Here is a 21,259-nt window from a genome sequence, read left to right as displayed (position 1 = left end):
AGCCGACCATGCCGTACACGCCGGACAAGCCGAAACTCGCCGAGTCCCCGGACGAGCTGCGTGCCCGTATCGCCGGGTGGGGCGCCGACCTCGACCCGGCCGACCGGCCCGCCGTACCGAAGGAGCGCTTCGCCCCGGAGATCACCGGCGCGCACTGGGAGTTCCCCGAGCGGCAGCCGGAGAAGTGGCCGCGCGAGCGGTCGATCGAGCACAGGTTCCTCACCCCGGTCTTCGGCACCTCGTGCCCGCCCAAGGGGCTCTCCGGCGTGATCCGCCGCTACTCGTACCGCCGGTTCAGCGAGGGCCGCGCGGCGCACTGGCTGCTGCTGCTCGCCGCCGACCGGGTCGACACCGCGGAGAGCAGGCTGGGGTCGCTGTTCAGCCGTCACCCGGACAACCCGGTGGCCGAGACGGGCGTACGCAGCGAGTTCACCCACCACGGGCTGTCGTCGCGGCGCGGCAACCGGGTCGACCGCGTGCACCACCCGCTCGACCCGGTCGTGGTCGCCGCGCCCTGGGTGCTGGCCGGAGGCGTCGCCTTCCTGCTCGTACGCCGGGTGGCGCGCCGCCGTCGTTAGCGCTGCCAGGAGTCGAGGCCGCGGACAGCGGCCCGGGCGACGTCGTCGGCCAGGCCGGGGTCGTTGCTGGTGCCCTCCCAGCCCTGGTCGTGCACGACAGTGACCGCGTCGGCGACCCGGATCACGAGGATCTGGCTGGTGGTCCGGCCCTCGGCCGGGCTGCCGTCCAGGCCGGTCGCCGGCCGGCTCACGGTGACCAGCAGGGCCTCGTCCCCGGTCCCGGCCATCGGCTGGGACCGGACGGTGACGGTGCCGCCCGAGGCTTGGAACGACCGGCAGTCCGCCACCGCGCCGCGGACCCGGCGCAGGTAGTCGGCCGCGCCGGTGCCCTCAAAGGCGAAGACGGTCTGGTGCAGCGTGCCGTAGGGCACGTTCTCCGGCGGGTCCTTCGGCTGCTTGTAGGCGCTCATCATGGCGGCGCTCGCGGTGACCGACCGTCCGCCGCTGCGGAACTCCTGGTCGCACAACCCGGGCAGCGCGTCGGTGACCTCCATCGGTTGCGCGTCGGACTTGCGCAGTTCCGGCGGCAGGTCGGCGAAGGCGGACGTCGGAATCGTCACGCGCCCGCCGGACGACTGCGACGCCGACGGCGTGACGGCCGTGGGCGCCGGGGCCGCCGAGGTCGCGCCCGGCCCCGCGTCGCCGCCGCCGTCGTTCTCACCGCCGTCGCCACACGCGCCGGCCAGCAGCGCGGTGACGAGCAGGGGTACGCCAAGCATCCGCCTACGGCGACCCGGTGTCCTCACGTCGACCTCCGTCCCGTGCCCGTCCCGACGACGTTCCCGATGCCACGCCGCCCGAAACGGCCGCTCCCGTCCCTGCTTCCCCAACGCCCACACCCCGTGCCACGTTCCGGCGCGGAGGCCACCCGCGTGACCAGCAATATGCAAAGATTTGTTTGCGCAAACGTACGTTTGCGATAGCGTGCGGGTCATGCGCTCCGATCCGGACCTCGGCCTCGCGTTCTCCGCCCTCGGCGACCCGGTCCGCCGCGCCCTGGTGACCCGCCTCGCCCGGGGTGAGGCCACAGTCGGCGAGCTGGGTGAGCCGTTCGACCTGACGCCGCAGGCCATCTCCCACCACGTCGGCGTGCTGCGCCGGTGTGGCCTGGTCGAGCAACGACGGGAGGGCACGCGGCGACCGTGCCGGCTGCGCGTCGACCGGCTCACCCGGCTGAGTACGTGGATCGACGAGCAGCGCCGCGCCTGGGACGACCGTCTCGACGCGCTCGAAGACCACCTCGCCGGACCGGAGGCGACCCGGTGAGGGCCCGTACCGAGCGGCACGGCGACGAGCTGATCGCCCGGCGTCACCTTCCGGCCGGGCCGGACCGGGTGTGGGTGGCCTTCACCTCACCGGCGGGCATCGCCGCGTTCTGGGGCGGCTCACACGCCACGGTGCCGCGGGCGTCGGTGACTGTCGACCTGCGACCGGGCGGCGAGTTCGCGCTCGACACGCGCGCGCCGGACGGCCGGACCGGACGGCTGCGGTTCGTCTACGTGAGCGTCGACAGGCCACGTGAGCTGGTTTTCGACGAGCCGGTCACCGGGCTGCGCACGACCGTCACGCTGCGGCCCGCCGGGGACGGCACCGACCTCACCGTGCACCAGCGCAAGCTCCCGCCCGAGTTGCGCACCGACCAGGCCGCCGACGGGCTCGCCTCGATCCTCGACGCCCTCGCCGCGCACCTCCGACACCACGACGATGGAGACGACAGTGACCCGAGCAACCCAGCGTGACCTGGTCGCCGAATACTTCGCCGGCTTCCGGGCCGGTGACCACGCACGCATCCTCGCCACGCTCACCGACGACGTCGAGTGGGTCATCCACGGCCACCGGACCACGCGGGGCCGGGCGGAGTTCGACGGCGAGATCGAGAATCCGGCGTTCACCGGCAGCCCGCGGCTCGACGTCGAGCGCGTGCACGAGGACGGGCCGGTCGTCGTGGTGACCGGCGAGGGCCGGGGCGTCAGCGTCGAGCACGGGCCGTTCCGGTTCGCCTTCAACGACCTGTTCACGTTCCGGGACGGGCTCATCGCCCGCGTCGACTCCTACGTCGTACCGCTGGGGGTCGCCGGGTCGTGAGCGCGGCGGCCGCCGGGCCGGGTGAAGGCCCGGCGGTACGCCGACGGCGAGGTCCGCATCGCGGCGGTGAAGTGGTGCCGGAACGTCACCGCCGTCTCGAAACCGACGGTCGTGGCGACCTCCTCGATCGGCACGGTGGTCGTCTCCAGCAGCGGCAGGCTGGCCTGGACGCGCCGGTCGATCAGCCACCGGATCGGTGTGGTGCCGGTGGCCCGCGCGAAGTGCCGCAGGTAGGTACGCGCCGACATGTGCGCCTGCCGCGCCAGCCGGTCGACTGTGATCGGGGTGTCGAGGTTCGCCAGCGCCCACGACATGCTCGCGGCGAGCCGGTCGTCCTCCGGGTCGCCGGGCACCGGCGACTCGATGAACTGCGCCTGGCCGCCCTCGCGGTGCGGCGGTACGACCAGCCGGCGGGCGACCGCGTTGGCGATCGTCGGGCCGTGGTCGCGGCGTACCAGGTGGACGCAGAGGTCGAGACCGGCGGCGCTGCCGGCGCTGGTGAGGATGTCGCCGTCGTCGACGTAGAGGACGTCCGGGTCGACGCGTACCGCCGGGTGGCGCCGGGCGAGCAGGTCGGCGTACCGCCAGTGGGTGGTGGCCCGGCGGCCGTCGAGCAGGCCGGCGCCGGCCAGCGCGAACGCGCCCGAACAGATCGACACGATCCGGGCGCCGCGCCGGTGGGCCGCACGGAGCGCGCCGGTGAGCGCCGGTGTCGGGTCGGCGTGCACGTCGGCGACCCCGGGCACGATCAGCGTGCCGGCGGCAGCGAACGCGTCGAGGCCGTGGCCGGTGTGCAGGGTGGCGCCGCCGACCAGCCGCACCGTGCCCGGGGTCTCCGCGCAGACGGTCAGCTCGTACCAGGGCACGTCGAACTCGGGGCGGGGCAGGCCGAAGACCTCGGTGACGATGCCGGTCTCGAACACCGACATGCCCTCGTACGCCAGCACCGACACGGTGGCGCAGTTCATGGCGGGATCTTAGCGAAGGGCGCCGCTCGCGCCACTGGAGCGGCCGGACGGCGGCCACCACGATGGGTGCCATGTCGAACGTCCTGCGCATTCCCGCCGCCCGCCCCGCCGACGCCCTCGCCCACTTCGCGGCCCGCCTCTCGTTCGAGGCCGACGTGAGCGACGTGCACGCCGACCTGGAGGCGGGCGTCCCCGGCCTGGTCGTGGTCGACTCGCGCTCCCTTCCGGCGTGGCGGCAGGGGCACATCCCCGGCGCCGTGCACCTGCCCACCGCCGAGATCGCCGCGCGGGCGGGCGAGCTGCTCCCGCCGGACGCCACGGTGGTCACCTACTGCTGGGGGCCGGGCTGCAACGGCGCCACCCGCGCGGCGCTGGAGTTCGCCCGGCTCGGCCGGCCGGTCAAGGAGATGATCGGCGGGTACGAGTACTGGGTGCGGGAGGGTTTCCCGGTGCGTACCGGGGCGGGGCTCGTCCGGCGGCCCGCCGACGACCTCACCGCCCCGGCCGGCGTCTCGTGCGGCTGCTGAGGCGTGTCGGTTCCGTACAAGACAGCAGATGGCGGCCGTTCCTAGCATGGCCCGCATGCGTGATCTCGTGTACACCGGATTCATGTCGCTCGACGGCGTCGTGGACTCCCCCGGCGGCGGCCCGGGCGAGGAGCACCGCAGCGGCGGCTGGGTCGTCAAGGACGTCGAGTTCCTGCCGGAGGCGTTCTCGCTCAAGGGCGAGGAACTGGCGCAGACCACGGCGCTGATGTTCGGCCGGCGCAGCTACGAGGCGTTCGCGCCGACCTGGCGCGACTCCGAGGACCACGCCGCCTACCGGGAGCTGCCGAAGTACGTGGTGTCGTCCAGTCTGCCCGAGGACGCCCTGGTCGACGGCTGGGGGCCGACGACGGTCCTGCGGAGCACCGCCGACGTGGCCGCGCTCAAGCAGGGCGACGGCGGCGACGTCTTCATCCACGGCAGCGCGGAACTCGCCCGCCGTCTCGCCGAGGCGGACCTGATCGACAGGTACCACCTGCTCGTCTTCCCGGTGCTGCTCGGCGCCGGCAAGAGCCTGTTCAGCCAGGCCGACCGGGACCGGCAGACGCTGCGTCTGCGCGACTCCGCCGCCTACCCCAACGGCGTGGTCAAGCTGATCTACGACGTGACCCGCTGAGCCGGGTCCAGCGCTATCGCACCACCGGCGCCCGCGCGCAGCTCACCGGCCGTCCGTCCGACGTACCGGCGCAGCGCGCGGGCCAGGTGCGGTTCGTCCACGTACCCGAAGGTGGTGACCGCGTCGGCGGGCGGGCCGCCGGCGGCCAGCAGCACGGCGGCGCGGCGCGCGCGGTCGATCTGCCGCACCGCGCCCCGGGTCAGGCCGGTCGCGGCGCGGAACCGGCGTTCGAGGGTACGGGGTGAGGCCGGTGGGCGGCCGCCGCGCAGCGTCTCGGTGACGAGCGGGTCGCGGACCACCGCACCGGCACGGACCAGCCGGTCGACCAGGGCCTCGGCGTCGTCCGGGCCGGGTGTGGGCCACCGGCCGCCGTCGAGCCGGAACGTCCGGCGGCTCACGTCGGGCAGCTCGGCGCCGCCGTCGACCAGCGCGGGCGTGGGTACGAGCCGCAGCGAGGTGCCCACCGCGAACTCGATGCCGACGAACGTGGCGCCCTCGGGCACCGGCGCGGTGCCGGTAGCGGTCTCGGGGCCGGAGACGGCCGCGTACGAGCGCCCGTCGCGCTGCCAGAACACGAGCCCCCAGCACGGGGTCGCCACCGACGTCATCTCGTCGACCCGATCGCTGGTGCAGGTCCACACGGTGTCGATCCAGTCCGAGTCGGACGTCCGGGTGGTGAACCGCAGCTCCACGGCAGGAGCATACGGCGGCCCAGGTGGGGATTATTCGCTCACCGCCTCGCACGATCCTTCGCGTTCCGGAAAGGACCGTCGAGATACGGAGGTGGAATGGACCGGTTGGGTGAGCGTTGCGCGCAGTGTGCCGAATCGCTACCGTCGCGGGATGACCGACGAGCCACCGGTACGGGTCGCGCTGCGGGTCAATGACGTAACGGCGGCCTCGACGTTGTATCAGAGTTTTGGTTTTGTCCCGGTGGGCACGGTGCCTGGCGCTGATGGTGGTCTCGCCATGGCAATCCTCCGGCGGGGTCCGTTGCAGTTGCTGGTCGACGCGCTGGTTGGCATCCCGTTCCCGGACAGCGCCCGGGAACGTCAGACGAAGACCGGCCCGCGCGGGCTCGGCGTTGTCATCGGGCTCGAGGTAGACGACATCGACGAAGCCGCCCTGCGGTGTGAAGCTGCCGGCTGCGTCATCAGTGCCGGTCCGGCGAACGCACCGTGGGGAGAGAGGTACGTCGAGTTCGAGGACCCCTTCGGCTATGCGTGGAAGTTCTTCCGAGTGACCGACTCGACGCACGACGGCTTGCAGTCTGTCCACGATCTGTGGTTCGGGCAGGCAGGCTCGTGATGATGCGTCCCCTTCCGAGCGGGACGAACACCGTACCGCCGTCACCGCTCTACCGTGCGGCGGATTCCTGCCCGTTCCGCTCGTCGTCCCGGGCGGGGTAGCCGAGGATCTCCGCGAGGTCACCGGCCGCCTTCGTGTACGCGGCGTAGATGTCGTCGTCGAAGTGGTTGCGCCAGTCGCCGGACGCGCCCTTGCGGTAGTGGGAGATCCGCCCGGGCGTCTCCTTCGACTTCTTCATCCTGGTGAAGCTGTAGCGGGCCAGCAGGGCCTCCAGCTCGGCCGGGGGCAGCGTGATGCCGCAGTGCCGCAGGAGCTGGTCGACCTCGTCGGCCTGCCGCTCGCCGGTCAGATCCTCGTAGCGGAACAGCCGGAACGTCTCGTCGCTCGGCGCGACCGCCCAGGACCGCATCTGCCCGAACTGCTTCTTGTCGCGCAGGCGGTCGATGACGTAGAGCATGCCCTCCTTCTTCGGCAGTTCCTGGAGGGCCTTGCGCGCCTGCGGGATGTCGCCCATCGGGGCGTGCGAGTTGCGCAGCGAGAAGTAGCTGGACACGACCACGTCGCGCGGGTCGCGGATCACGAAGAACGCGCGGTAGCCGCCGGCCTTGGGCACCGCCTCGAACCGCTTGTGGGAGAGGAAGATCGCCAGGCCGATGCGGCCGGCCGGCACCGGCGCGGTCGCGCCGCCGGAGTAGAAGCGCGGGTCGTAGGGCAGCAGCCCGCTGTGGCGGTAGACGGCCGGGTCGCTGAACAACGCCTTGATCCACTGGCTGCCGGTCTTGCGGACGGTGCAGTGGAAGATGTTGTCGAACTCGCTTTGGGCCACCACCGGAACGGTGAGTCGCATACGGGCGTTGCGCGCTTCCATCTGCGCCCGCCGGGCCTTGACCCGCAGAGAATTCGGCGAATTGTGCTTGGCGAATTCGACGGCCCGATTAATCATTTCCCAACCTCATCCGGACCCCGCGGAGCAGGGGCAGCACGAACACCTTTCCGCACGTCACGCAGGTGAAGTCCGCAGACCTCGCCTGCTCCGCCCCGCGCCCCGACGCGCCGCTAGGAATATCCCCGACGGTCCGATTGATGTCAATCCCGGGCGGCTGGGAGAACGCTGAAAATCTACAATTTCCATAGGAATTGCGGAATAGGCGCGACGGGCACCCGCGGCGACCCGCGCACCGGCACAATGAGCGCCGTGCCCACCGCCACCCGCGACCTGCTCGCCGCCCTCGACCCGCTGCCCCACCGCGACCGGACGCGGCGCCTCGTGGCGTGGGCACGCACCGCGCCCGACCGGGCGCAGGTCTGCGCCGACCTGCGCCGGCACGGGCCCTACGAGCGGCGTCTCGCGCTGCTCGCCGCGCTGGCGACCCGGGACACCGCGGCCGTCCTGGCCGCGACGTTCGACCCGGAACCCTCGATCGCCGCCACCGCGCTGACCGCCGCCGTGCGGGCCGGCGTGACGCCCCCCGACCTGACCGACCGGCCGGCCGACGCGCGGCGGCGCGTCTACCGGGCGCTGCGCCGCAACCCGGTGCCGGCCGTCGCCGACGCGCTGATCATCGGGGTACGAGAGCGGTTCGGTGACCACGAGGCCGCCGCGTTGCTGCCGGCGTGCGGCCCCGAGACGGTACGGGCGTGGCTGCCCGATCTGGAACACGCGCTGAACCCGCAACGGCTGATGCGGTCGCACTCCGACATCGTGCTGACGCGCACCGGTGAGCGGATGGCCGTGGCCCCACCGGAGTCACGCGGGCGGATCTGGGCGGAGGTCGCCGGCGCGGTGCTGCACGGCGATCCGGCGCGGGCGCTGGACCTGCTCGACGGGTACGCGCCCGAGGAGTCGCTGCCCGGCCCGCCCGTCGCGTACGGGCGGCTCGCCGCACACGACGCCCGCCGGGTCGTCCGCCTGCTCACGTCGCCCGCACGCGCGGCCTGGCTGGCACGCACCACGCTGCCCCGGGCGCTGCTGCGCCGCCTCGCCGCGCTGCCCACCGCCGAGCTGGTCCCGCTGGCCGCCCGGCTGCGGGAGCACGACCACGCGCTGGCCGCGTTGCTGCACGCCGTCGCGCCGAGCCGCCGCGCCGAGCTGTACGACGGGGCGCTGGCCGACACCGACACCACGGCGCTGCTGCCCGGCGCCCAGGTGATGGAGGTGCTGCCGGCGGCGGTACGGGCGCGCGAGGCGGCCCGGGTGCTGACCCTGCCGTCGGTCCGCGAGCGGGAGGAGCAGGTGCGGTTCTGGAGCGCGTACCTGCCCTGGCCGGAGGCGTCCGCGTCGGCGAGCGCGGCGCTGCGCTCGGGCGACGCGGACGAGCGGGCGGACGGCTGGCGGCTGCTGGTGGCGGCAGCGCGACGCTCCCGCGACCCGCGCACGGTGGCCCAGGTGGTGGTCCGGCTCGGCCGGCTGCGCAACGAGCAGGACCCGGTACGCGCGGCCGCGCTCACCGCGCTCGCCACTGTGGCGCCGCTGCTCACCGCCACGAGCGCCGGTGGACTGACCGGGCTCACCACCGACGCGGTCGACGCGCGGGACGCCTCGGCGACCACCACCACCGCGTTGAGCCGGCTCGCCGTCGACGTCCTCACCCACCACGTGGACGTGCCGGAACTGGTCGAATGGGCACTGCGCACGATCGACGCGGTGAGCAGCGACGCGAACGTTCCGGTGCTGCGCCGGCTCGACACCGTGCTGCGGCACGGCCAGGAGGCGGTGGTGTTCGACCGGCTGCGCGGCCGGATCGAGGCGGGCATGGCGCGCGGCCGGTACGGGCTGCTGTTCGCGTTCACCCACGCGCTCGGCCGGCGGGCCTGGCGTCTGCCGGGGCTGCAGGACCTGCTGCGCCGGACGATCGGGCCGGACACCCTGCCCGCTGTCGCCCGGACGGCGGCCGGGCTCTGGCTCGACGACCCGCGTACCCGCTCGCGGCGCGTCGCCGAGGTGCTCGACGTCGACGCGTCGGCGGTGGCGCTGCACGAGGTGTGGGCGATCGTCTGCACGTCCCGCACCGACCTGCTCGACCGGGTGCTGGACCGGCCCCCGCGCGGCCGGTTCGTGGAGAACGGGAAACGGTGGGTGCCCGGCCCGGCGCCGCGCGCGCAACGGTGGCTCCCCCGCCACCAGGAACGCTTCGTGGCGCTCCAGGCGCGCGTCGTCGCCGACTCCGGTCACCGGGTGTGGCAGCGGGCGGCGGCGATCCGGGCCGCCGCCGGGGCCGGACCGGCCGGACGCGAGCTGGTGCTGCGCCACGTCGACGCGTCCGAGGTGCCGGTCGCCGAGGCGGCGCTGGGCGCGCTGGTCTGGACCGACCGGCCGGACGAGGCGTTCCCGGTGCTGCTCCGGTACGCCGACGGCGACCGGGCACGCGTCGCGCTGTACGCCGCCGGGCGGGCCGCCCGGTACGTCCCGCCGGCCCGGCTGGCCGAGCTGCTGGGCGGGGTGCTGACCGGTGCCGCGAAGGTCACCAGCCGCAAGGAGGCCGCCCGGCTCCTGGCCCGCTACGCGCAGGTGGACGTGATGGCGGCGCTCGGTGAGGCGTACGCCGATCCGGGCACGCACCGCGACGTGCGCGCGGCGATCGTCTCCGCCGCCCGGCAGCGGCTGGGGACCGAGGCGGGCTGGGCGGTCCTGCGCGCCGCGGTGCACGCCAGCCGGGAGGAGCGGCGGGCGGTGCTCGGCGCGTACCCGTCCGGGATCTCGCAGCGCCACCGCCGCACCTACGCCGCGCTGGTGGTGCAGGCGTGCCGGGCCGACGACCGGGAGGTCCGCCGCGCGGCGTTCGACGCGCTCGGCGAGTGGTGGCAGTGGCTGACCGGCGTCACCGACCTGGTCGTGGACCGGCTCACCGACCCGGACGAGACGACGCCGGGCATCGGGGTGGCGAACCTGCTGCGGGCCGGCGGCGACGGGGCGTTCCGGGCCGCGCTGGCCCGGCTGGTGGAGCGGGACGCCGCCGACGACGACCCGGGCGCTCCGGCCGCCGACCGGCCCGCCCGGCGGCGCGTCGAGCTGCTCGCGGAGGGCGCGGCCCTGTGGTCCGACAGCCGCCCGGCCGCCGCCGACCGGGCCGGGCTGGTCGAGGCCGCGCGGTGGCTCGCCGGCCGGGACACCTTCCTGGGTACGGCCACCGGGCTGCTCGTCGACCTCGGCCGCCTCGACGACCTGGACGAGGTCGCCGCGCTCTGCGCGGGCCGGCCCGTGGTCGCGGTGCGCACCGCGCAACGCGTCGGCGATCGCCTGCTCACCATGCGGCGGCGGCCCGACCCGGCGGCGCTCGCCGGCACGGTGGCGCGCCTCGCCGGGCGCGGCGACCTGGCCGGTGGGCTGTTCGCGGTGGCGCTCGTCGCGCACGGGTCGGAGTTCGGCTGGAAGACGCCGTGGCGGGACCTGCTCGTCGGCTTGCGCCGTCATCCGGACGCCGACGTGCGGGAGGCCGCGTACACGCTCGACATGAGCTGACCGGGCCGGACGTCGCCCTATGCTCGGGGCGTGACGCTTCAGCGGATGGACCACGTCAGCGTCGTGGTGGACGACCTGCCGGCCGCCATCGCCTTCTTCACCGAACTCGGCATGGAGGTGGAGGGCGAGACGCCGGTCGAGGGGGCCTGGGTGGACCGGGTCAACGGCATGGACGGCGTGCGGGTGGACATCGCGATGATGCGCACCCCGGACGGCCACGGCAAGCTCGAACTGACGCGGTTCCGGGCGCCGGCGCTCGTCGCCGCCGAACCGTCGGACGCGCCGCCGAACACGCTCGGCCTGCGGTCGGTCATGTTCGCCGTGGACGACGTCGACGACACGGTGGCCCGCCTGCGGGCCCACGGCGGCGAGCTGATCGGTGAGGTGGCGGACTACGGCGACGTCTACCGGCTGTGCTACCTGCGCGGCCCGGCGGGAGTCATCGTGGCGCTGGCCCAGCAGCTCGGCTGACCGCTACCCGGCGTCCACGGCGGCCAGCACCGTCATCGCCTCGCGTTCGCGGACGGCCAGGTCGGCCAGGACCGCCGACGCGCGGGTCAGGTGGGCGGCGTCGCCGGTCCGCCCGGCGGCGGCGATGTGGTCGGCGACGGCGGTCCACAGCGGCGCGATGTCGGCGTACATCCGCTGTGCCCGCCGCAGTCGCGCGTCGCCGGTGACGGCGGCGGCCTCGGCGAGGAAGTCGCCGTACACGGCGCGGAACAGCGCGCCGCCCGTGCCGCCGCGTTCCATCAGCGTCGCGGCGAGCGGCAGGTCGCGGGCCGGATCGGCGGCGCGGTCCAGCCAGCGGGTCACCCGGGCGGCGGCGGTGGCGATCCCCCGGTGGCCGAGGTTGGCGATCGGCGGGTCGAGGAACGCCCCGGCGTTGGCGCGTACCGCCGCGCGGACGGCGGCGGCCAGGTCCGGCGGGCCGCCGGGCGCGGTGAGCGTGTACGACAGGTGGCGCGCGGTCATCGGTCCACGCGCGGCGCGCGCCCGCGCCAGGCTCTCCAGCGTGGTGGTCACCGCGCCGCCCTGCTGGGCGGTGTCGACCAGGTGGGCGTGGGTGTCGTCGTAGCCGTACACGGCGACCGTGTGCCCGCCGAAGTGGACCTTGGTGGTGAAGTAGTCCAGGTGGTACGAGTCCAGTTGCAGGCCGACCGGGTGCCCGGCGTCCAGCGCGTCGGTGACGTCGCGCCACGCCTTGGCCGCCGACGTCGTCTCGCGGACGCGCAGGTCCAGACCGAGGCGGCCGGCGGCGGCCCGGGTCACGCACAGCGGCTTGGTGCGCCCGCCGAGGAACGGCACGTCCATGCTCTTGGCGTCCCAGTAGACGAAGCCGAGCCCTTCGCCGAGACCGAACAGCATGGGCTCGGACAGGTCCAGGCCGGCGTGCCGCGTCAGCACGCCGAGCGTGGTGGTCTCGCAGTGCACTCCGGCGCGCGGCGTCACGTCGTCGAGGATCACGTCGGCTCCTGTTCCGCCGTCACGGCGTTCGGGGCGTGCGCCACGGCTGCGGTGCCCGCTTCGTGCGTCGCGACGACGGCGCCCGGGTCGTGGCCGGGGGCCGGGGACAGCAGCGGGCGCAGCGGCCCGTCGCCGGGGACGCCGGGCATCCGGCGGGCCACCCCGGCGAGCAGGTCGGCGGCCTGGACGCGCGGGTCGTCGCGCGAGTCGGCCATCACCAGCCCGGCCAGCGGCGACGGGCCGGCCGGATCGCCTGCGGCCAGCGCCGCCTGGAGGCGGCGCAGCCGGTCCTCGGTGAGCGCGCTCTGCTCGTCGTGGATCACCAGCACCCGCCACCGGCCGCCGCTCCAGTGCAGGACGGTCTCGGCCAGCGCCGGCAGCAGCGGCTCCAGCGGCGGCGGGATCGTCCGGTCGCCCGCGTACAACCGGGCCTGCACGGCTGCCACCCGGGCCGGGTCGAGCGCGTCGAGGACCGCCCCGGCCTGCGTGTCGTCGACGTGGCGGCGCAGCGCGTCCCGTGCGGCGAAGAACCGTGCCACGCTCCGGTCGTCGGCCCGGTCCCGCCGCTTGGTGCGCAGCATCTCGACCACGGCGGCGAGGAAGACCGCCCAGCCGGGTCCGGCCGCCCGCCCGGCCCGGTGCAGCGCCGCCGCGGCCGGACGCCGGTCACCGGCGAGGCGGGTGCCCGCCGCGTACGACGGCTCGGCCAGCAGCAGGTCGACGACCCGGGTGGCGAGGAAGAACTCCTTGTCGACCAGGTGCACGTGCGCCCGGCCGCGCAACGCCGACAGGAACCACTCCACCGCCTCGGCGGCTTCACGGCGACGCAGGAACTGCCGCGACTTGACCTCGTCGGGCGAGAACCGGAACCCGGACCGCAGCGTACCGATCAACGCGGCCGCCTCGTCACGGCTCAGGTCGACGCTGGCGTGGACGATCACCGGGGTGGCCGGGTCGAGCAGGTTGGTGCCGGAGAAGCCGGACTCGTCGCAGGCGATCTCCCGCACCGCGCCGGTCAGCGCCTCGCCGGGTGGCAGCCCGCCCTGCAGCGGCAGCCTCGCACCCGTCGACCCGGCCATGCCGACCATGCTCGCCCACCCGGCCCGCGGCGGACCAGCGGTTAACCCGGATCGGGTCGGCGGCGGGCCGTGACGCGTCATTCCACCGGCCGGCAGATCGCCGCCAGGCGCGGCAGGCGGGCGCGCATCTGCTCGTCGTCGCCGAAGTCGAAGTCCGCACCGGCCGGGTCGGCCGGCGCCGGGCCGGGGGAGCAGCGCGGTCGGCGGCGTCGAGCGCGCCCGCTCCACGATGTCCCAGAACGTCTCCCGATCCACGGCGGGACCGTACGCCGCCCCACCGACAAGCTGTCAGCGGCCGTGTCAGCGCCGTGTCAGGGCGGTGGCGGTACGGCCGCCCATGGTGGGCGCATGACGAGTTCAGCGATAGCGGTCTCCGGGCTGCGCAAGGCGTACAAGGACCGGGTGGTGCTCGACGGCATCGACCTGGACGTCCCCGCCGGGACGATCTTCTCCCTGCTCGGCCCGAACGGGGCCGGCAAGACCACCACCGTCAACATCCTGACCACCCTGATCCGCGCCGACGCCGGGTCGGTGCGGGTCGCCGGGCACGACGTGGCCACCGAGGCCAAGGCGGTCCGCGCGGCGATCGGCGTGACCGGGCAGTTCGCGGCGGTGGACGAACTGCTGACCGGGCGGGAGAACCTGCAACTCATGGTCGACCTCGGCCCGCGCGACCGCGTGCCCGGCAAGCGGGTCGTCGCGGAACTGCTGGAACGGTTCGACCTGGTCGAGGCCGCCGACAAGCTCGTGTCGACGTACTCCGGGGGCATGCGCCGCAAGCTGGACCTAGCGATGACGCTGGTCGGTGAGCCGCGGATCATCTTCCTGGACGAGCCGACGACCGGGCTGGACCCGCGCAGCCGCCGCACCATGTGGTCGATCATCAGGGAACTGGTGGCCGGCGGCGTGACGGTCTTCCTCACCACCCAGTACCTCGACGAGGCCGACCGCCTCGCGGACCGGATCGCGGTGCTCGACCAGGGCCGGCTGGTCGCCCAGGGCACGCCGGAGGAGCTGAAGCGCCGGATCCCCGGCACGCACGTGCGGTTGCGGTTCGGCACCCTCGCCGAACTCGACTCGGCGGCGCTGGTGCTGTCCGACGCGGTACGCGACGAGGAGGCGCTGGCGCTGCGCGTGCCCACCGACGGCGGGACCGCGGCGCTGCGCGCCCTGCTCGACCGGCTCGACGCGCACGCGATCACCGCCGGCGACCTGTCCGTACAGACCCCCGACCTCGACGACGTCTTCCTGGCCCTGACGGGCCGCACCCCGGAGGTGGCCGCGAAATGAGCAGGAACCACTCGGTAGTCATGCTGCGCCGCAACCTGACGCACCTGCGCCGCAACCCCACCTCGGTGTTCAACGCGGTGCTGATGCCGATCATCGTCATGCTGATGTTCGTCTACATGCTCGGCGACGCGTTCTCCGTCGGTGTCGACTACGTCGACTACGCGACGCCGGGCCTGATGCTGCTGGCGGTCTGCTACGGCCTCGGCGGCACCGCGACGTCGGTCAGCTCCGACATGACCAAGGGCATCATCAACCGGTTCAAGGTCATGCACGTCTCCCGGGGCGCGGTGCTGACCGGCCACGTCGTCGCCACCGTGCTGACGAACGTCCTCGCGGTCGCGGCCCTGGTCGGGGTGGCGTTCCTGCTCGGCTTCCGCCCGGCCGCCGATCCCCTGCACTGGCTCGGTGTGGCCGGCATGGTGGTGCTGCTCAGCGTCGCCGTCAGCTGGTTCACAGTCGCGCTGGGCCTGTTCGCGAAGTCGCCGGAGTCGGCGGGCATGGCCGCCGTGCCGCTGGTCCTGCTGCCGTTCTTCAGCAGCGCGATCGTGCCGGCGGACAAGATGGGGCCGGGACTGCGGCAGTTCGCCGAGTACCAGCCGTTCACGCCGATCATCGAGACCCTGCGCGGCCTGTTGGGCGGTACGCCGTCGGCCGGTGACGTGATCCCCGCGATCGCCTGGTGCGCCGGCATCGCGCTGGTCGGCTACCTCTGGGCGCGGTCCACGTTCACGAAGCGAGCGTGATCTCGACCAGCCGCTCCCAGCCGGTCTCCCGGCCCTGTGCGACCGCCTCGGCGAACCCCGCGTCGCCGAGGCGGTCGCGCGCCGCCGCCTCGATCCGGGGCACGTCGGGGTGGGTGCGGTCGGGCAGCCCGCGTACCGCGTCGCCCGCGCCCAGCAGCCGCGCCGCCTGGTCCGGCCGGTCCAGCCGCAACGCCAGGTCCGCGACGCCGACGAGCACCTGCGCGGTCAGCGGCGCGTAGCCGCCCTCGCGCGCCGCCCGGCACGCCGCCGCCCGATGGGTACGGGCCTGCTCGACGTCCTCGGCCAGATAGCCCAGCAGATCCTGGGTGCCCGCCCGGACGCCGGCCAGGTCCGCCTCGTCCCCGAGCAGCGCCGACACCGCCCGCAGTTGCGCGTACGCCTCGTCCGCGTCGCCGTCGTGGCGGGCCATGTACGCCTCGGCCAGCGCCAGCTCGGCCAGCGCGCCCGGCCAGGCGACCCGGGCGGCGAGCCGTTGCGCCTCGGCCACGGCCGCGGCGCTCGCCGCCTCGTCGCCGCCCAGCCGGTACAGCCAGGCCAGCCGCGCCCGCATCCGGATCACGTCCTCGACGGCGCCGACCTCGGTGACCGCCGCGGCGGCCTGCTCGTAGTACGCGCAGGCGGCGACGACGTCACCGCGTACGGCGATCAGCTCGGCCAGCTCGCTGAGCGCGAACGAGATCCCGAAGCGTTCGCCCACCGCCCGGAACTCGGCGAGCGCCTGCCGCAGGCACGCCTCCGCCTCCGCCGCCTCGATGCCGAGGATGACCCGCAGCTTGCCCAGGTGCAGCCGGGCCAGCGCGCGTACCCACGGGTCCTCGTGGTCGAGCAGCGACTCCCAGGCGGGCAGCAGCGCGCCCGGCTCCCGCAGCATGCGCTCCATCGGCACGACCAGGGCCAGCTCCGGGTGACCGCCGCGGCCTTCCCCGCTCAACCGGTACGCCTTGTGGATCCACTCGGCCGCGTGCTGCGCGTCGCCCGGGCCGGAGCTGAGGAACAGCACCACCAGCCCGTACACCACGGCGCGGATGTGGTCGGGCACGTCGCCGGGCGTCTCGGTGGCCGCGATGATCAGTTCCATGCCCTCGGTCCGGTGGCCGCCGAGCCACCAGTACCAGCCGGCGCCGGCCGCGAGCCGCATCGCCTCGCGCCCCTCACCCGCGGCGAGCGCACCGCGCATCGCGGCGGTGATGTTGTCGTGCTCGGCTTCGAGCCGGGCGAGCCAGGTGAGCTGGTCGGCGCGGCGCAGCCGCGGCTCGGCGGTCTCGGCCAGTTCGGTGAAGTACGCCAGGTGCGTGTGGCGCGCGAGGTCCGCCTCCCCCGCCTCGGCGAGCCGCTGCGCGGCATACTCCTTGATCGTGCCGAGCATGCGGTAGCGCGGCGCGACGTCGCCGGCGGCGACCAGCAGCGACTTCTCGGTCAGCGCGGTGAGCAGATCGAGCACGTCGCCCGGCTCGACGGCGCCGCCGGCGCAGACCCGCTCGGCCGCGTCCAGGCCCGCCCCGCCGGAGAACACCGACAGCCGGCGCAGCACCGCGCGTTCGGCGTCGGTGAGCAGTTCCCAGCTCCAGTCGACCATCGCGCGCAACGTCCGGTGCCGGGGCAGGGCGGTCCGGCTGCCACCGGTGAGCAGCCGGAACCGGTCGTCGAGCCGGGTGGCGAGCTGGTCGACGGACATGGCGCGCAGCCGCGCCGCGGCCAGCTCGATCGCCAGCGGCATGCCGTCGAGCGCGCGGCAGATCCGCGCCATCGTCATCGCCGTGCGGGCGTCCGACGCGAGGTCCCGGCGGACCGCGACGGCCCGGTCCCGCAGCAGGCGGACGGCGGGCGACGACTCGACCTCGGCGACCACGGCGTCGCCGTCCGGCAGGCCCAGCGGCGCGACCGGCCACAACACCTCCCCGGTGATGCCGAGCGGTTCCCGGCTGGTGGCCAGGATCCGCAGCCGCCGGCACTCGCCGAGCAGCCGGTGCGCCAGCGCCGCCGCCTGCTCCACGACGTGTTCGCAGTTGTCCAGGATCAGCAGCATCTCCCGGTCCCGGATCGCCGCGACGAGCCGGTCGTCCGGCTCCGCGCTGCCCGCGTCGCCGAGCAGCGCGTCGCGCAGGCCGAGCCCGGAGATCGTCGCCTGTGCCACGTCCCCGTCGGCGCTGATCGCGGCGAACTCCACCAGCCACACGCCGTCCGGCAGGTCGCCCGTCATCCGGCGCCCGGTCTCGGTGGCCAGCCTGGTCTTCCCGGAGCCGCCCGGGCCGGTGAGCGTGGTGAGCCGGTGCTCGGTCACCAGCGCGCCGACGGCGGTGAGGTCGGCGTCCCGGCCGACGAAGCTGGTCAGCTCGGCGCGCAGGTTGGTCCGGCGGGTGTCGTCGCGGCGTACCGTCTCGCCCCGCAGCAGGGCGACGTGCAGCGCTGACAGTTCCGGCGACGGGTCGGCGCCCAGCGCGTCGGCGAGCGCGTCGGCGGTGCGCTGGTAGACCAGCAGCGCCTCGGTGTCCCGGCCGGCGGCGGCGAGCGCACGCATCAGTGCCATGGCGAGCCGCTCGCGAACCGGATGGGCGGCCACCAGGTCGGTCAGCTCCGGGATCAGGTCCGCTTCCCCGCCGAGCCCGGTCTCGGCGTCGTACCGGTCCTCCGTCGCGGTCAGGCGCAGCCGTTCCAGCCGGGTCGCCGCCGCGTCGAGCGCCGGGCTGTCGGGCAGGCCGACGTCGCGCAGCGCGTCGCCGCGCCACAGGCCCAGCGCCTCGCGCAGCAGCCGTACCCGCTGCGGCCCGTCGCCGTCGCGGGCCCGCCGGACGAGACGTTCGAACCGTACGGCGTCGACGGCGTCGGGCTCGACGGCGAGCCGGTAGCCGTCCGGCAGCCCGTCGACGGCGCCCGCCGGCAGCGCCTTGCGCAGCCGGGACACCAGCCGTTGCAGCGCGTTCGCGGCGTCGGCGGGCGGCTGCTCGCCCCAGATCCAGTCGACGAGCGCCGTCTTCGGGACCACCCGGCCGGGCTGGAGCGCGAGGGCGGCCAGCAGTCCGCGCAGCCGTGCGCCCGGCACGTCGGCCGGTAGGCCGCCGTCCGTGGTGACCTGGAACGGCCCGAGCAACCCGATCTGCACGCGCCGATCCTGCCACGGCCCGCGCCCCGGTCCGGTCCGCCGCCCCCGCCGGTCAGGTGGCCAGGCGCAGATGCCGGCGCTGTCGCAGTCGCACCGCGGCGGCCACCACGACCAGCACCGTGAGCGCGACAGCGAAGACCAGCCCGTGGGTCAGGCCCCGGGTGAGGTAGCCGCCGTCGGTGTGGTCCACGGCGTACGTGGCGAGCTCGCGGCTGAACCAGAACGGCAGCGCCCGGGTGGCGCTGCCCGCCGGGTCCATCACCATCTGGAGACCGACCACTGTCAGCAGCACCAGCGTGCCCTCCAGCTCGCGCGGCAGCACGGCGCTCAGCAGCAGGCCGAACGGCACCGACACGAACACGGTCAACGCCATGATCAGCGCGATCGCGCCGTACCGCACGTCGCGCTGGTCGACCAGGACGAGCAGGAAGTACGGGGTGGAGAGCAGCACGCCGACGGTCCAGAGCGCGAGCAGCCGGCCGAGCACCAGGTGCCGGCTGCCGTAGCCGGAGAGCCGCAGGCGGGGTTCCATGCCCCGCGCCGCGCTGCCCGCGAACAGCGCGGCGGTGCTGAGCGCCCAGGCCAGGCCGAGACAGACGAAGCGGATCGACTGCCCGAAAAAGTCGCCGCGGCGGCTCAGGTAGAAGGCCAGCGGCATCAGCAGCAGGATGACCAGCACGGTACGACGGCGCAGCAGCTCGCGCAGGGCGGCCTCGGCCACCACGAGGGTCCGGCTCATGCGTTCCGCTCCCCGGAAAGATCAAGCACGACGTCGACCCGGTCGAGCTGGTTGAGCAGGTGGGTGACGACCACGACGGCCTTGCCTGCGTCGCGCCACCGCCACACCTCGTGCCAGAAGTCGAGGTAGGTGCCCCGGTCGAACCCCTGGTAGGGCTCGTCGAGCAGCAGCACGTCCGGCTCGCCGAGCCGGGCCAGCACCAGGTTGAGCTTCTGCCGCGTGCCGCCGGAGAGGTGCCGGGCCTGGGTGCGCCGCGGTGGTGTCCACTCCAGCCCGGCCGCCTCCGCGCGCCCGGCCCGCCGCGCCGCCGTCCGGCCCAGCCCTCGGCCGGCGCCGATGAGCACGAAGTGCTCGTCCGGGCTGAGGAACTCGGCGGTGCCGCCGTCCTGCGGGCAGTAGCCGAGCGTGCCGTGCACCTCGACGGTGCCCGCCTCCGGGCTCAGCAGGCCGGCGCAGATCCGCAGGAACGTGCTCTTGCCGGCGCCGTTGGCGCCGACCACCGCCGCGATCTGGCCGGCCCGGACGGTGAGGTCGACCCGGTCCAGGACGGTGCGTCCCCGGTAGCGCTTGGTGACGCCCCGGGCGGCGAGCCGCACCGGTCCGGGCTGGCGGCGCGGCGGCCGCACGTCGGGGCCGCCGAGGCTGTCGACCACCGCCCGGGCGTACGCCTCCGGCGCGCCGAAGACCCGCAGCGGCGATTCCCCGCTGTCGAGCAGGTGGGTGGCCGCCTCGGCGACGACGTGACCGGTCAGGTCGGGCCCCACCCCGTGCCGGCGCAGCTCGCCGGTCAGGGCGGCGAGCCAGGGTTCGTGGTTCACCGCTTCGGCTCCTCGCGCAGTATCGTGCCCACGCTCGACGCGAAGGCGCTCCAGTCGATCGCGGCGGCCCGCAACGCCGCGCTGCCGGCCGGGCTGATCCGGTAGTACTTCCTCGCGGGCCCGGTCCCGCCCTCCCGCCAGTGCGCGGTGAGCAGGCCGGAGCGCTGCAACCGCAGCAGCACCGGGTAGAGGGTGCCGCCCTGCACGGCGCCCAGCCCGTGGGCCCGCAGCGCCTGGGACAGCTCGTAGCCGTAGGACTCGCCGCGGCTCAGCAGCGCGAGCACGCAGAGGTCGAGCACCCCGCGCAGCCACTGCGCCCGCCGTTCCTGGTTCATTCCGCTCCGCACTGTCCCGATCGGACGACATCCGCGATGACGGTAGCGCCGCCATCTAGGTAGCGCAACCATCTAGTGGGCCTCCTCCGGCCCGGCGAGGCTGATAGGTTGCGCGCTCCGCACGGGTTCGACGGGGGAATGCGCATGTCCGACACGGGGGCCGGATCCGAGCAGGGACCGGCGGGGGACGCGGAACAGCGGGGAGAGACCGCCTGGATGCGGCCGCCCGGCGTTCCCGGGCCGCCACCACCGCCCGCCACCGGGCCGGGTCACGGGTCGCCCGTTCCGGGTTACGGACCGCCCACCGCTGGTCCGCCGTACGGCCCGGCCACGCCGGCTCCGCCGTACGGGCCGTACCCGCCACCCGGCCCGCCGTCGTCCGGCCGCAGCCGCGCTCTGGTCGTCGCCGTCGCGGTGCTGAGCGTGCTGCTGCTGGTGGCGTGCTCAGGTCTGATCGGCGGCGCGTTCCTGCTGGGTTCCTCGCCCCGCGAGACGGCCGAGCGGGAGCCGGCCGCGCCCTGGCGGTCGTCCGGCGCGACGCCCACGCCGGGTGCGACGGCGAGCGCGGAGCCGTCGGCGCGCGGGCCGCAGCCGAGCGACTTCCCGGCGGCGCAGATCTCCGATCTGAACGACGTGTGCGACGGCGTTCTCTACTTTCCGCAGTCGCCGAAGCGCACCGGAGCGGCGCCGCACCCGGTGGCGCTGCTCGTCGGCACCGACCTGGGCACGGGCAGCCGCCGCCACGACCAGGTCTACTACTACGACGAGGGCCTGTCGAAGCGGGTGGAGCGGACCTGGGCGTCGGAGGACCCGAAGGTCGTGCAGATGGTCGCCTGCCTGGATCGCACGAGCACCGGCGCGACGATCCGCAAGTGCCGCTACGACGACCCGGAGCCGGACACGCTGACGCTGCTGAAGGCCACCTACCGCCTGCGGGTGTACGAGGTGGCAACCGGTCGACGGCTGCTGGACAAGACCATGGGCGGGGACGACCAGCAGTGCCCGTACGTGGTCCTGTACGGCCAGGACAAGAAGATCTACGCCGAGGTCAGCCACCGCTCGCTGCTCGGGGCGCTGCGCAACCTGGTGAAGCGGTAGACGCCGGCCCGCC

The 21,259-nt window shown here is 74.6% G+C and carries 22 protein-coding genes; 12 read left to right on the top strand and 10 right to left on the bottom strand.

Going from position 1 to position 21,259, the window contains the following annotated elements:
* The first annotated feature begins 8 nt into the window (after positions 1-8).
* Complete coding sequence (locus tag ACN27D_RS25580) at positions 9-578, top strand: hypothetical protein (RefSeq protein ID WP_421500197.1); 570 nt, start codon at positions 9-11, stop codon at positions 576-578.
* On the opposite strand, the gene ACN27D_RS25575 is transcribed toward ACN27D_RS25580, so the two are convergent.
* Positions 575-1,297: a hypothetical protein gene (locus tag ACN27D_RS25575; protein ID WP_120570791.1), complete on the bottom strand. Its 723-nt coding sequence runs from the start codon at positions 1,295-1,297 to the stop codon at positions 575-577. The genes ACN27D_RS25580 and ACN27D_RS25575 overlap by 4 nt on opposite strands.
* Positions 1,298-1,511: 214 nt before the next feature.
* Here ACN27D_RS25575 and ACN27D_RS25570 point away from each other — a divergent pair, with 214 nt between their 5' ends.
* The 3 genes from ACN27D_RS25570 to ACN27D_RS25560 are packed head-to-tail and all read left to right on the top strand — an operon-like array spanning position 1,512 to position 2,663.
* A complete protein-coding gene (locus ACN27D_RS25570) occupies positions 1,512-1,844 on the top strand; it encodes an ArsR/SmtB family transcription factor (RefSeq protein WP_421500196.1) in 333 nt (110 codons plus the stop codon).
* The gene (locus ACN27D_RS25565; RefSeq protein WP_358173148.1) at positions 1,841-2,317 is read left to right on the top strand and encodes an SRPBCC family protein; all 477 of its coding nucleotides are present in this window, start codon (positions 1,841-1,843) and stop codon (positions 2,315-2,317) included. Before ACN27D_RS25570 ends, ACN27D_RS25565 begins: the two co-directional genes overlap by 4 nt.
* Positions 2,295-2,663, top strand: a complete 369-nt coding sequence (locus tag ACN27D_RS25560) for a nuclear transport factor 2 family protein (protein ID WP_421500195.1) — start codon at positions 2,295-2,297, stop codon at positions 2,661-2,663. The genes ACN27D_RS25565 and ACN27D_RS25560 overlap by 23 nt, the downstream gene beginning before the upstream one ends.
* Here the strand turns inward: ACN27D_RS25560 and ftrA are convergent.
* A complete protein-coding gene (gene ftrA, locus ACN27D_RS25555; protein WP_421500194.1) occupies positions 2,630-3,631 on the bottom strand; it encodes a transcriptional regulator FtrA in 1,002 nt (333 codons plus the stop codon). The genes ACN27D_RS25560 and ftrA overlap by 34 nt on opposite strands.
* A 62-nt stretch (positions 3,632-3,693) precedes the next feature.
* On the opposite strand from ftrA, the gene ACN27D_RS25550 reads away from it, so the two are divergent.
* On the top strand, positions 3,694-4,158 hold the full coding sequence (locus tag ACN27D_RS25550; protein WP_421500193.1) for a rhodanese-like domain-containing protein: 465 nt from the start codon (positions 3,694-3,696) through the stop codon (positions 4,156-4,158).
* A gap of 55 nt (positions 4,159-4,213) precedes the next feature.
* Positions 4,214-4,792 (top strand): dihydrofolate reductase family protein, encoded by a 579-nt coding sequence (locus ACN27D_RS25545; protein WP_421500192.1) that lies wholly within the window; start codon positions 4,214-4,216, stop codon positions 4,790-4,792.
* On the opposite strand, the gene ACN27D_RS25540 is transcribed toward ACN27D_RS25545, so the two are convergent.
* Positions 4,774-5,484, bottom strand: a complete 711-nt coding sequence (locus ACN27D_RS25540) for a helix-turn-helix domain-containing protein (RefSeq protein ID WP_421500191.1) — start codon at positions 5,482-5,484, stop codon at positions 4,774-4,776. The genes ACN27D_RS25545 and ACN27D_RS25540 overlap by 19 nt on opposite strands.
* A gap of 151 nt (positions 5,485-5,635) precedes the next feature.
* On the opposite strand from ACN27D_RS25540, the gene ACN27D_RS25535 reads away from it, so the two are divergent.
* Positions 5,636-6,100: a VOC family protein gene (locus tag ACN27D_RS25535; RefSeq protein WP_121683115.1), complete on the top strand. Its 465-nt coding sequence runs from the start codon at positions 5,636-5,638 to the stop codon at positions 6,098-6,100.
* Positions 6,101-6,149: 49 nt separating this feature from the next.
* Here ACN27D_RS25535 and ACN27D_RS25530 read toward each other — a convergent pair whose 3' ends face one another.
* Positions 6,150-7,043, bottom strand: a complete 894-nt coding sequence (locus ACN27D_RS25530; RefSeq protein ID WP_421500190.1) for a sulfotransferase domain-containing protein — start codon at positions 7,041-7,043, stop codon at positions 6,150-6,152.
* 243 nt (positions 7,044-7,286) lie between these two features.
* On the opposite strand from ACN27D_RS25530, the gene ACN27D_RS25525 reads away from it, so the two are divergent.
* A complete protein-coding gene (locus ACN27D_RS25525) occupies positions 7,287-10,559 on the top strand; it encodes a hypothetical protein (RefSeq protein ID WP_421500189.1) in 3,273 nt (1,090 codons plus the stop codon).
* A gap of 45 nt (positions 10,560-10,604) precedes the next feature.
* Positions 10,605-11,030 (top strand): VOC family protein, encoded by a 426-nt coding sequence (locus tag ACN27D_RS25520; protein ID WP_071095991.1) that lies wholly within the window; start codon positions 10,605-10,607, stop codon positions 11,028-11,030.
* A 3-nt stretch (positions 11,031-11,033) separates the two neighbouring features.
* On the opposite strand, the gene ACN27D_RS25515 is transcribed toward ACN27D_RS25520, so the two are convergent.
* Both ACN27D_RS25515 and ACN27D_RS25510 read right to left on the bottom strand, forming a co-directional pair.
* Positions 11,034-12,023: a BtrH N-terminal domain-containing protein gene (locus ACN27D_RS25515; RefSeq protein WP_421500188.1), complete on the bottom strand. Its 990-nt coding sequence runs from the start codon at positions 12,021-12,023 to the stop codon at positions 11,034-11,036.
* A complete protein-coding gene (locus ACN27D_RS25510) occupies positions 12,020-13,102 on the bottom strand; it encodes a hypothetical protein (protein WP_421500187.1) in 1,083 nt (360 codons plus the stop codon). The genes ACN27D_RS25515 and ACN27D_RS25510 overlap by 4 nt, the downstream gene beginning before the upstream one ends.
* A gap of 348 nt (positions 13,103-13,450) precedes the next feature.
* Here ACN27D_RS25510 and ACN27D_RS25505 point away from each other — a divergent pair, with 348 nt between their 5' ends.
* Positions 13,451-14,392 carry an ATP-binding cassette domain-containing protein gene (locus tag ACN27D_RS25505; RefSeq protein ID WP_421500186.1) on the top strand — a complete coding sequence of 314 codons (942 nt, stop codon included), beginning with the start codon at positions 13,451-13,453 and terminating at the stop codon, positions 14,390-14,392.
* Entirely contained in the window at positions 14,389-15,135 is a 747-nt protein-coding gene (locus tag ACN27D_RS25500; protein ID WP_421500185.1) for an ABC transporter permease, read from the top strand. Before ACN27D_RS25505 ends, ACN27D_RS25500 begins: the two co-directional genes overlap by 4 nt.
* Here ACN27D_RS25500 and ACN27D_RS25495 read toward each other — a convergent pair.
* From ACN27D_RS25495 to ACN27D_RS25480, 4 genes are read right to left on the bottom strand one after another with little or no spacing between them, the layout of a single operon-like run.
* Positions 15,119-18,256: a BTAD domain-containing putative transcriptional regulator gene (locus tag ACN27D_RS25495; protein WP_421500184.1), complete on the bottom strand. Its 3,138-nt coding sequence runs from the start codon at positions 18,254-18,256 to the stop codon at positions 15,119-15,121. The genes ACN27D_RS25500 and ACN27D_RS25495 overlap by 17 nt on opposite strands.
* A gap of 52 nt (positions 18,257-18,308) precedes the next feature.
* Positions 18,309-18,995: a hypothetical protein gene (locus ACN27D_RS25490; RefSeq protein WP_421500183.1), complete on the bottom strand. Its 687-nt coding sequence runs from the start codon at positions 18,993-18,995 to the stop codon at positions 18,309-18,311.
* Entirely contained in the window at positions 18,992-19,813 is an 822-nt protein-coding gene (locus ACN27D_RS25485) for an ATP-binding cassette domain-containing protein (protein WP_120570806.1), read from the bottom strand. The genes ACN27D_RS25490 and ACN27D_RS25485 overlap by 4 nt, the downstream gene beginning before the upstream one ends.
* Positions 19,810-20,148: a PadR family transcriptional regulator gene (locus ACN27D_RS25480; RefSeq protein WP_013285163.1), complete on the bottom strand. Its 339-nt coding sequence runs from the start codon at positions 20,146-20,148 to the stop codon at positions 19,810-19,812. The genes ACN27D_RS25485 and ACN27D_RS25480 overlap by 4 nt, the downstream gene beginning before the upstream one ends.
* 144 nt (positions 20,149-20,292) lie before the next feature.
* On the opposite strand from ACN27D_RS25480, the gene ACN27D_RS25475 reads away from it, so the two are divergent.
* Positions 20,293-21,246, top strand: coding sequence for a hypothetical protein (locus tag ACN27D_RS25475; RefSeq protein ID WP_421500182.1), 954 nt, complete (start codon positions 20,293-20,295; stop codon positions 21,244-21,246).
* Positions 21,247-21,259: the final 13 nt, after the last annotated feature.

This window comes from Micromonospora sp. WMMD1274 (genome assembly GCF_049179035.1).
Taxonomy (GTDB): Bacteria; Actinomycetota; Actinomycetes; order Mycobacteriales; family Micromonosporaceae; genus Micromonospora; species Micromonospora tulbaghiae.
Note: the sequence above shows the minus strand (reverse complement) of the source record. Positions and strands in the feature narration are given on the sequence as shown.

Bases quoted from the DNA above. Each gene is read 5' to 3' on its own strand.
- ACN27D_RS25580 (WP_421500197.1), top strand. From the start codon at position 9: ATGCCGTACACGCCGGACAAGCCGAAACTCGCCGAGTCCCCGGACGAG.
- ACN27D_RS25575 (WP_120570791.1), bottom strand. From the start codon at position 1,297: ATGCTTGGCGTACCCCTGCTCGTCACCGCGCTGCTGGCCGGCGCGTGT.
- ACN27D_RS25570 (WP_421500196.1), top strand. From the start codon at position 1,512: ATGCGCTCCGATCCGGACCTCGGCCTCGCGTTCTCCGCCCTCGGCGAC.
- ftrA (WP_421500194.1), bottom strand. From the start codon at position 3,631: ATGAACTGCGCCACCGTGTCGGTGCTGGCGTACGAGGGCATGTCGGTG.
- ACN27D_RS25550 (WP_421500193.1), top strand. From the start codon at position 3,694: ATGGGTGCCATGTCGAACGTCCTGCGCATTCCCGCCGCCCGCCCCGCC.
- ACN27D_RS25545 (WP_421500192.1), top strand. From the start codon at position 4,214: ATGCGTGATCTCGTGTACACCGGATTCATGTCGCTCGACGGCGTCGTG.
- ACN27D_RS25535 (WP_121683115.1), top strand. From the start codon at position 5,636: ATGACCGACGAGCCACCGGTACGGGTCGCGCTGCGGGTCAATGACGTA.
- ACN27D_RS25530 (WP_421500190.1), bottom strand. From the start codon at position 7,043: ATGATTAATCGGGCCGTCGAATTCGCCAAGCACAATTCGCCGAATTCT.
- ACN27D_RS25525 (WP_421500189.1), top strand. From the start codon at position 7,287: ATGAGCGCCGTGCCCACCGCCACCCGCGACCTGCTCGCCGCCCTCGAC.
- ACN27D_RS25520 (WP_071095991.1), top strand. From the start codon at position 10,605: ATGGACCACGTCAGCGTCGTGGTGGACGACCTGCCGGCCGCCATCGCC.
- ACN27D_RS25510 (WP_421500187.1), bottom strand. From the start codon at position 13,102: ATGGCCGGGTCGACGGGTGCGAGGCTGCCGCTGCAGGGCGGGCTGCCA.
- ACN27D_RS25505 (WP_421500186.1), top strand. From the start codon at position 13,451: ATGACGAGTTCAGCGATAGCGGTCTCCGGGCTGCGCAAGGCGTACAAG.
- ACN27D_RS25500 (WP_421500185.1), top strand. From the start codon at position 14,389: ATGAGCAGGAACCACTCGGTAGTCATGCTGCGCCGCAACCTGACGCAC.
- ACN27D_RS25490 (WP_421500183.1), bottom strand. From the start codon at position 18,995: ATGAGCCGGACCCTCGTGGTGGCCGAGGCCGCCCTGCGCGAGCTGCTG.
- ACN27D_RS25480 (WP_013285163.1), bottom strand. From the start codon at position 20,148: ATGAACCAGGAACGGCGGGCGCAGTGGCTGCGCGGGGTGCTCGACCTC.
- ACN27D_RS25475 (WP_421500182.1), top strand. From the start codon at position 20,293: ATGTCCGACACGGGGGCCGGATCCGAGCAGGGACCGGCGGGGGACGCG.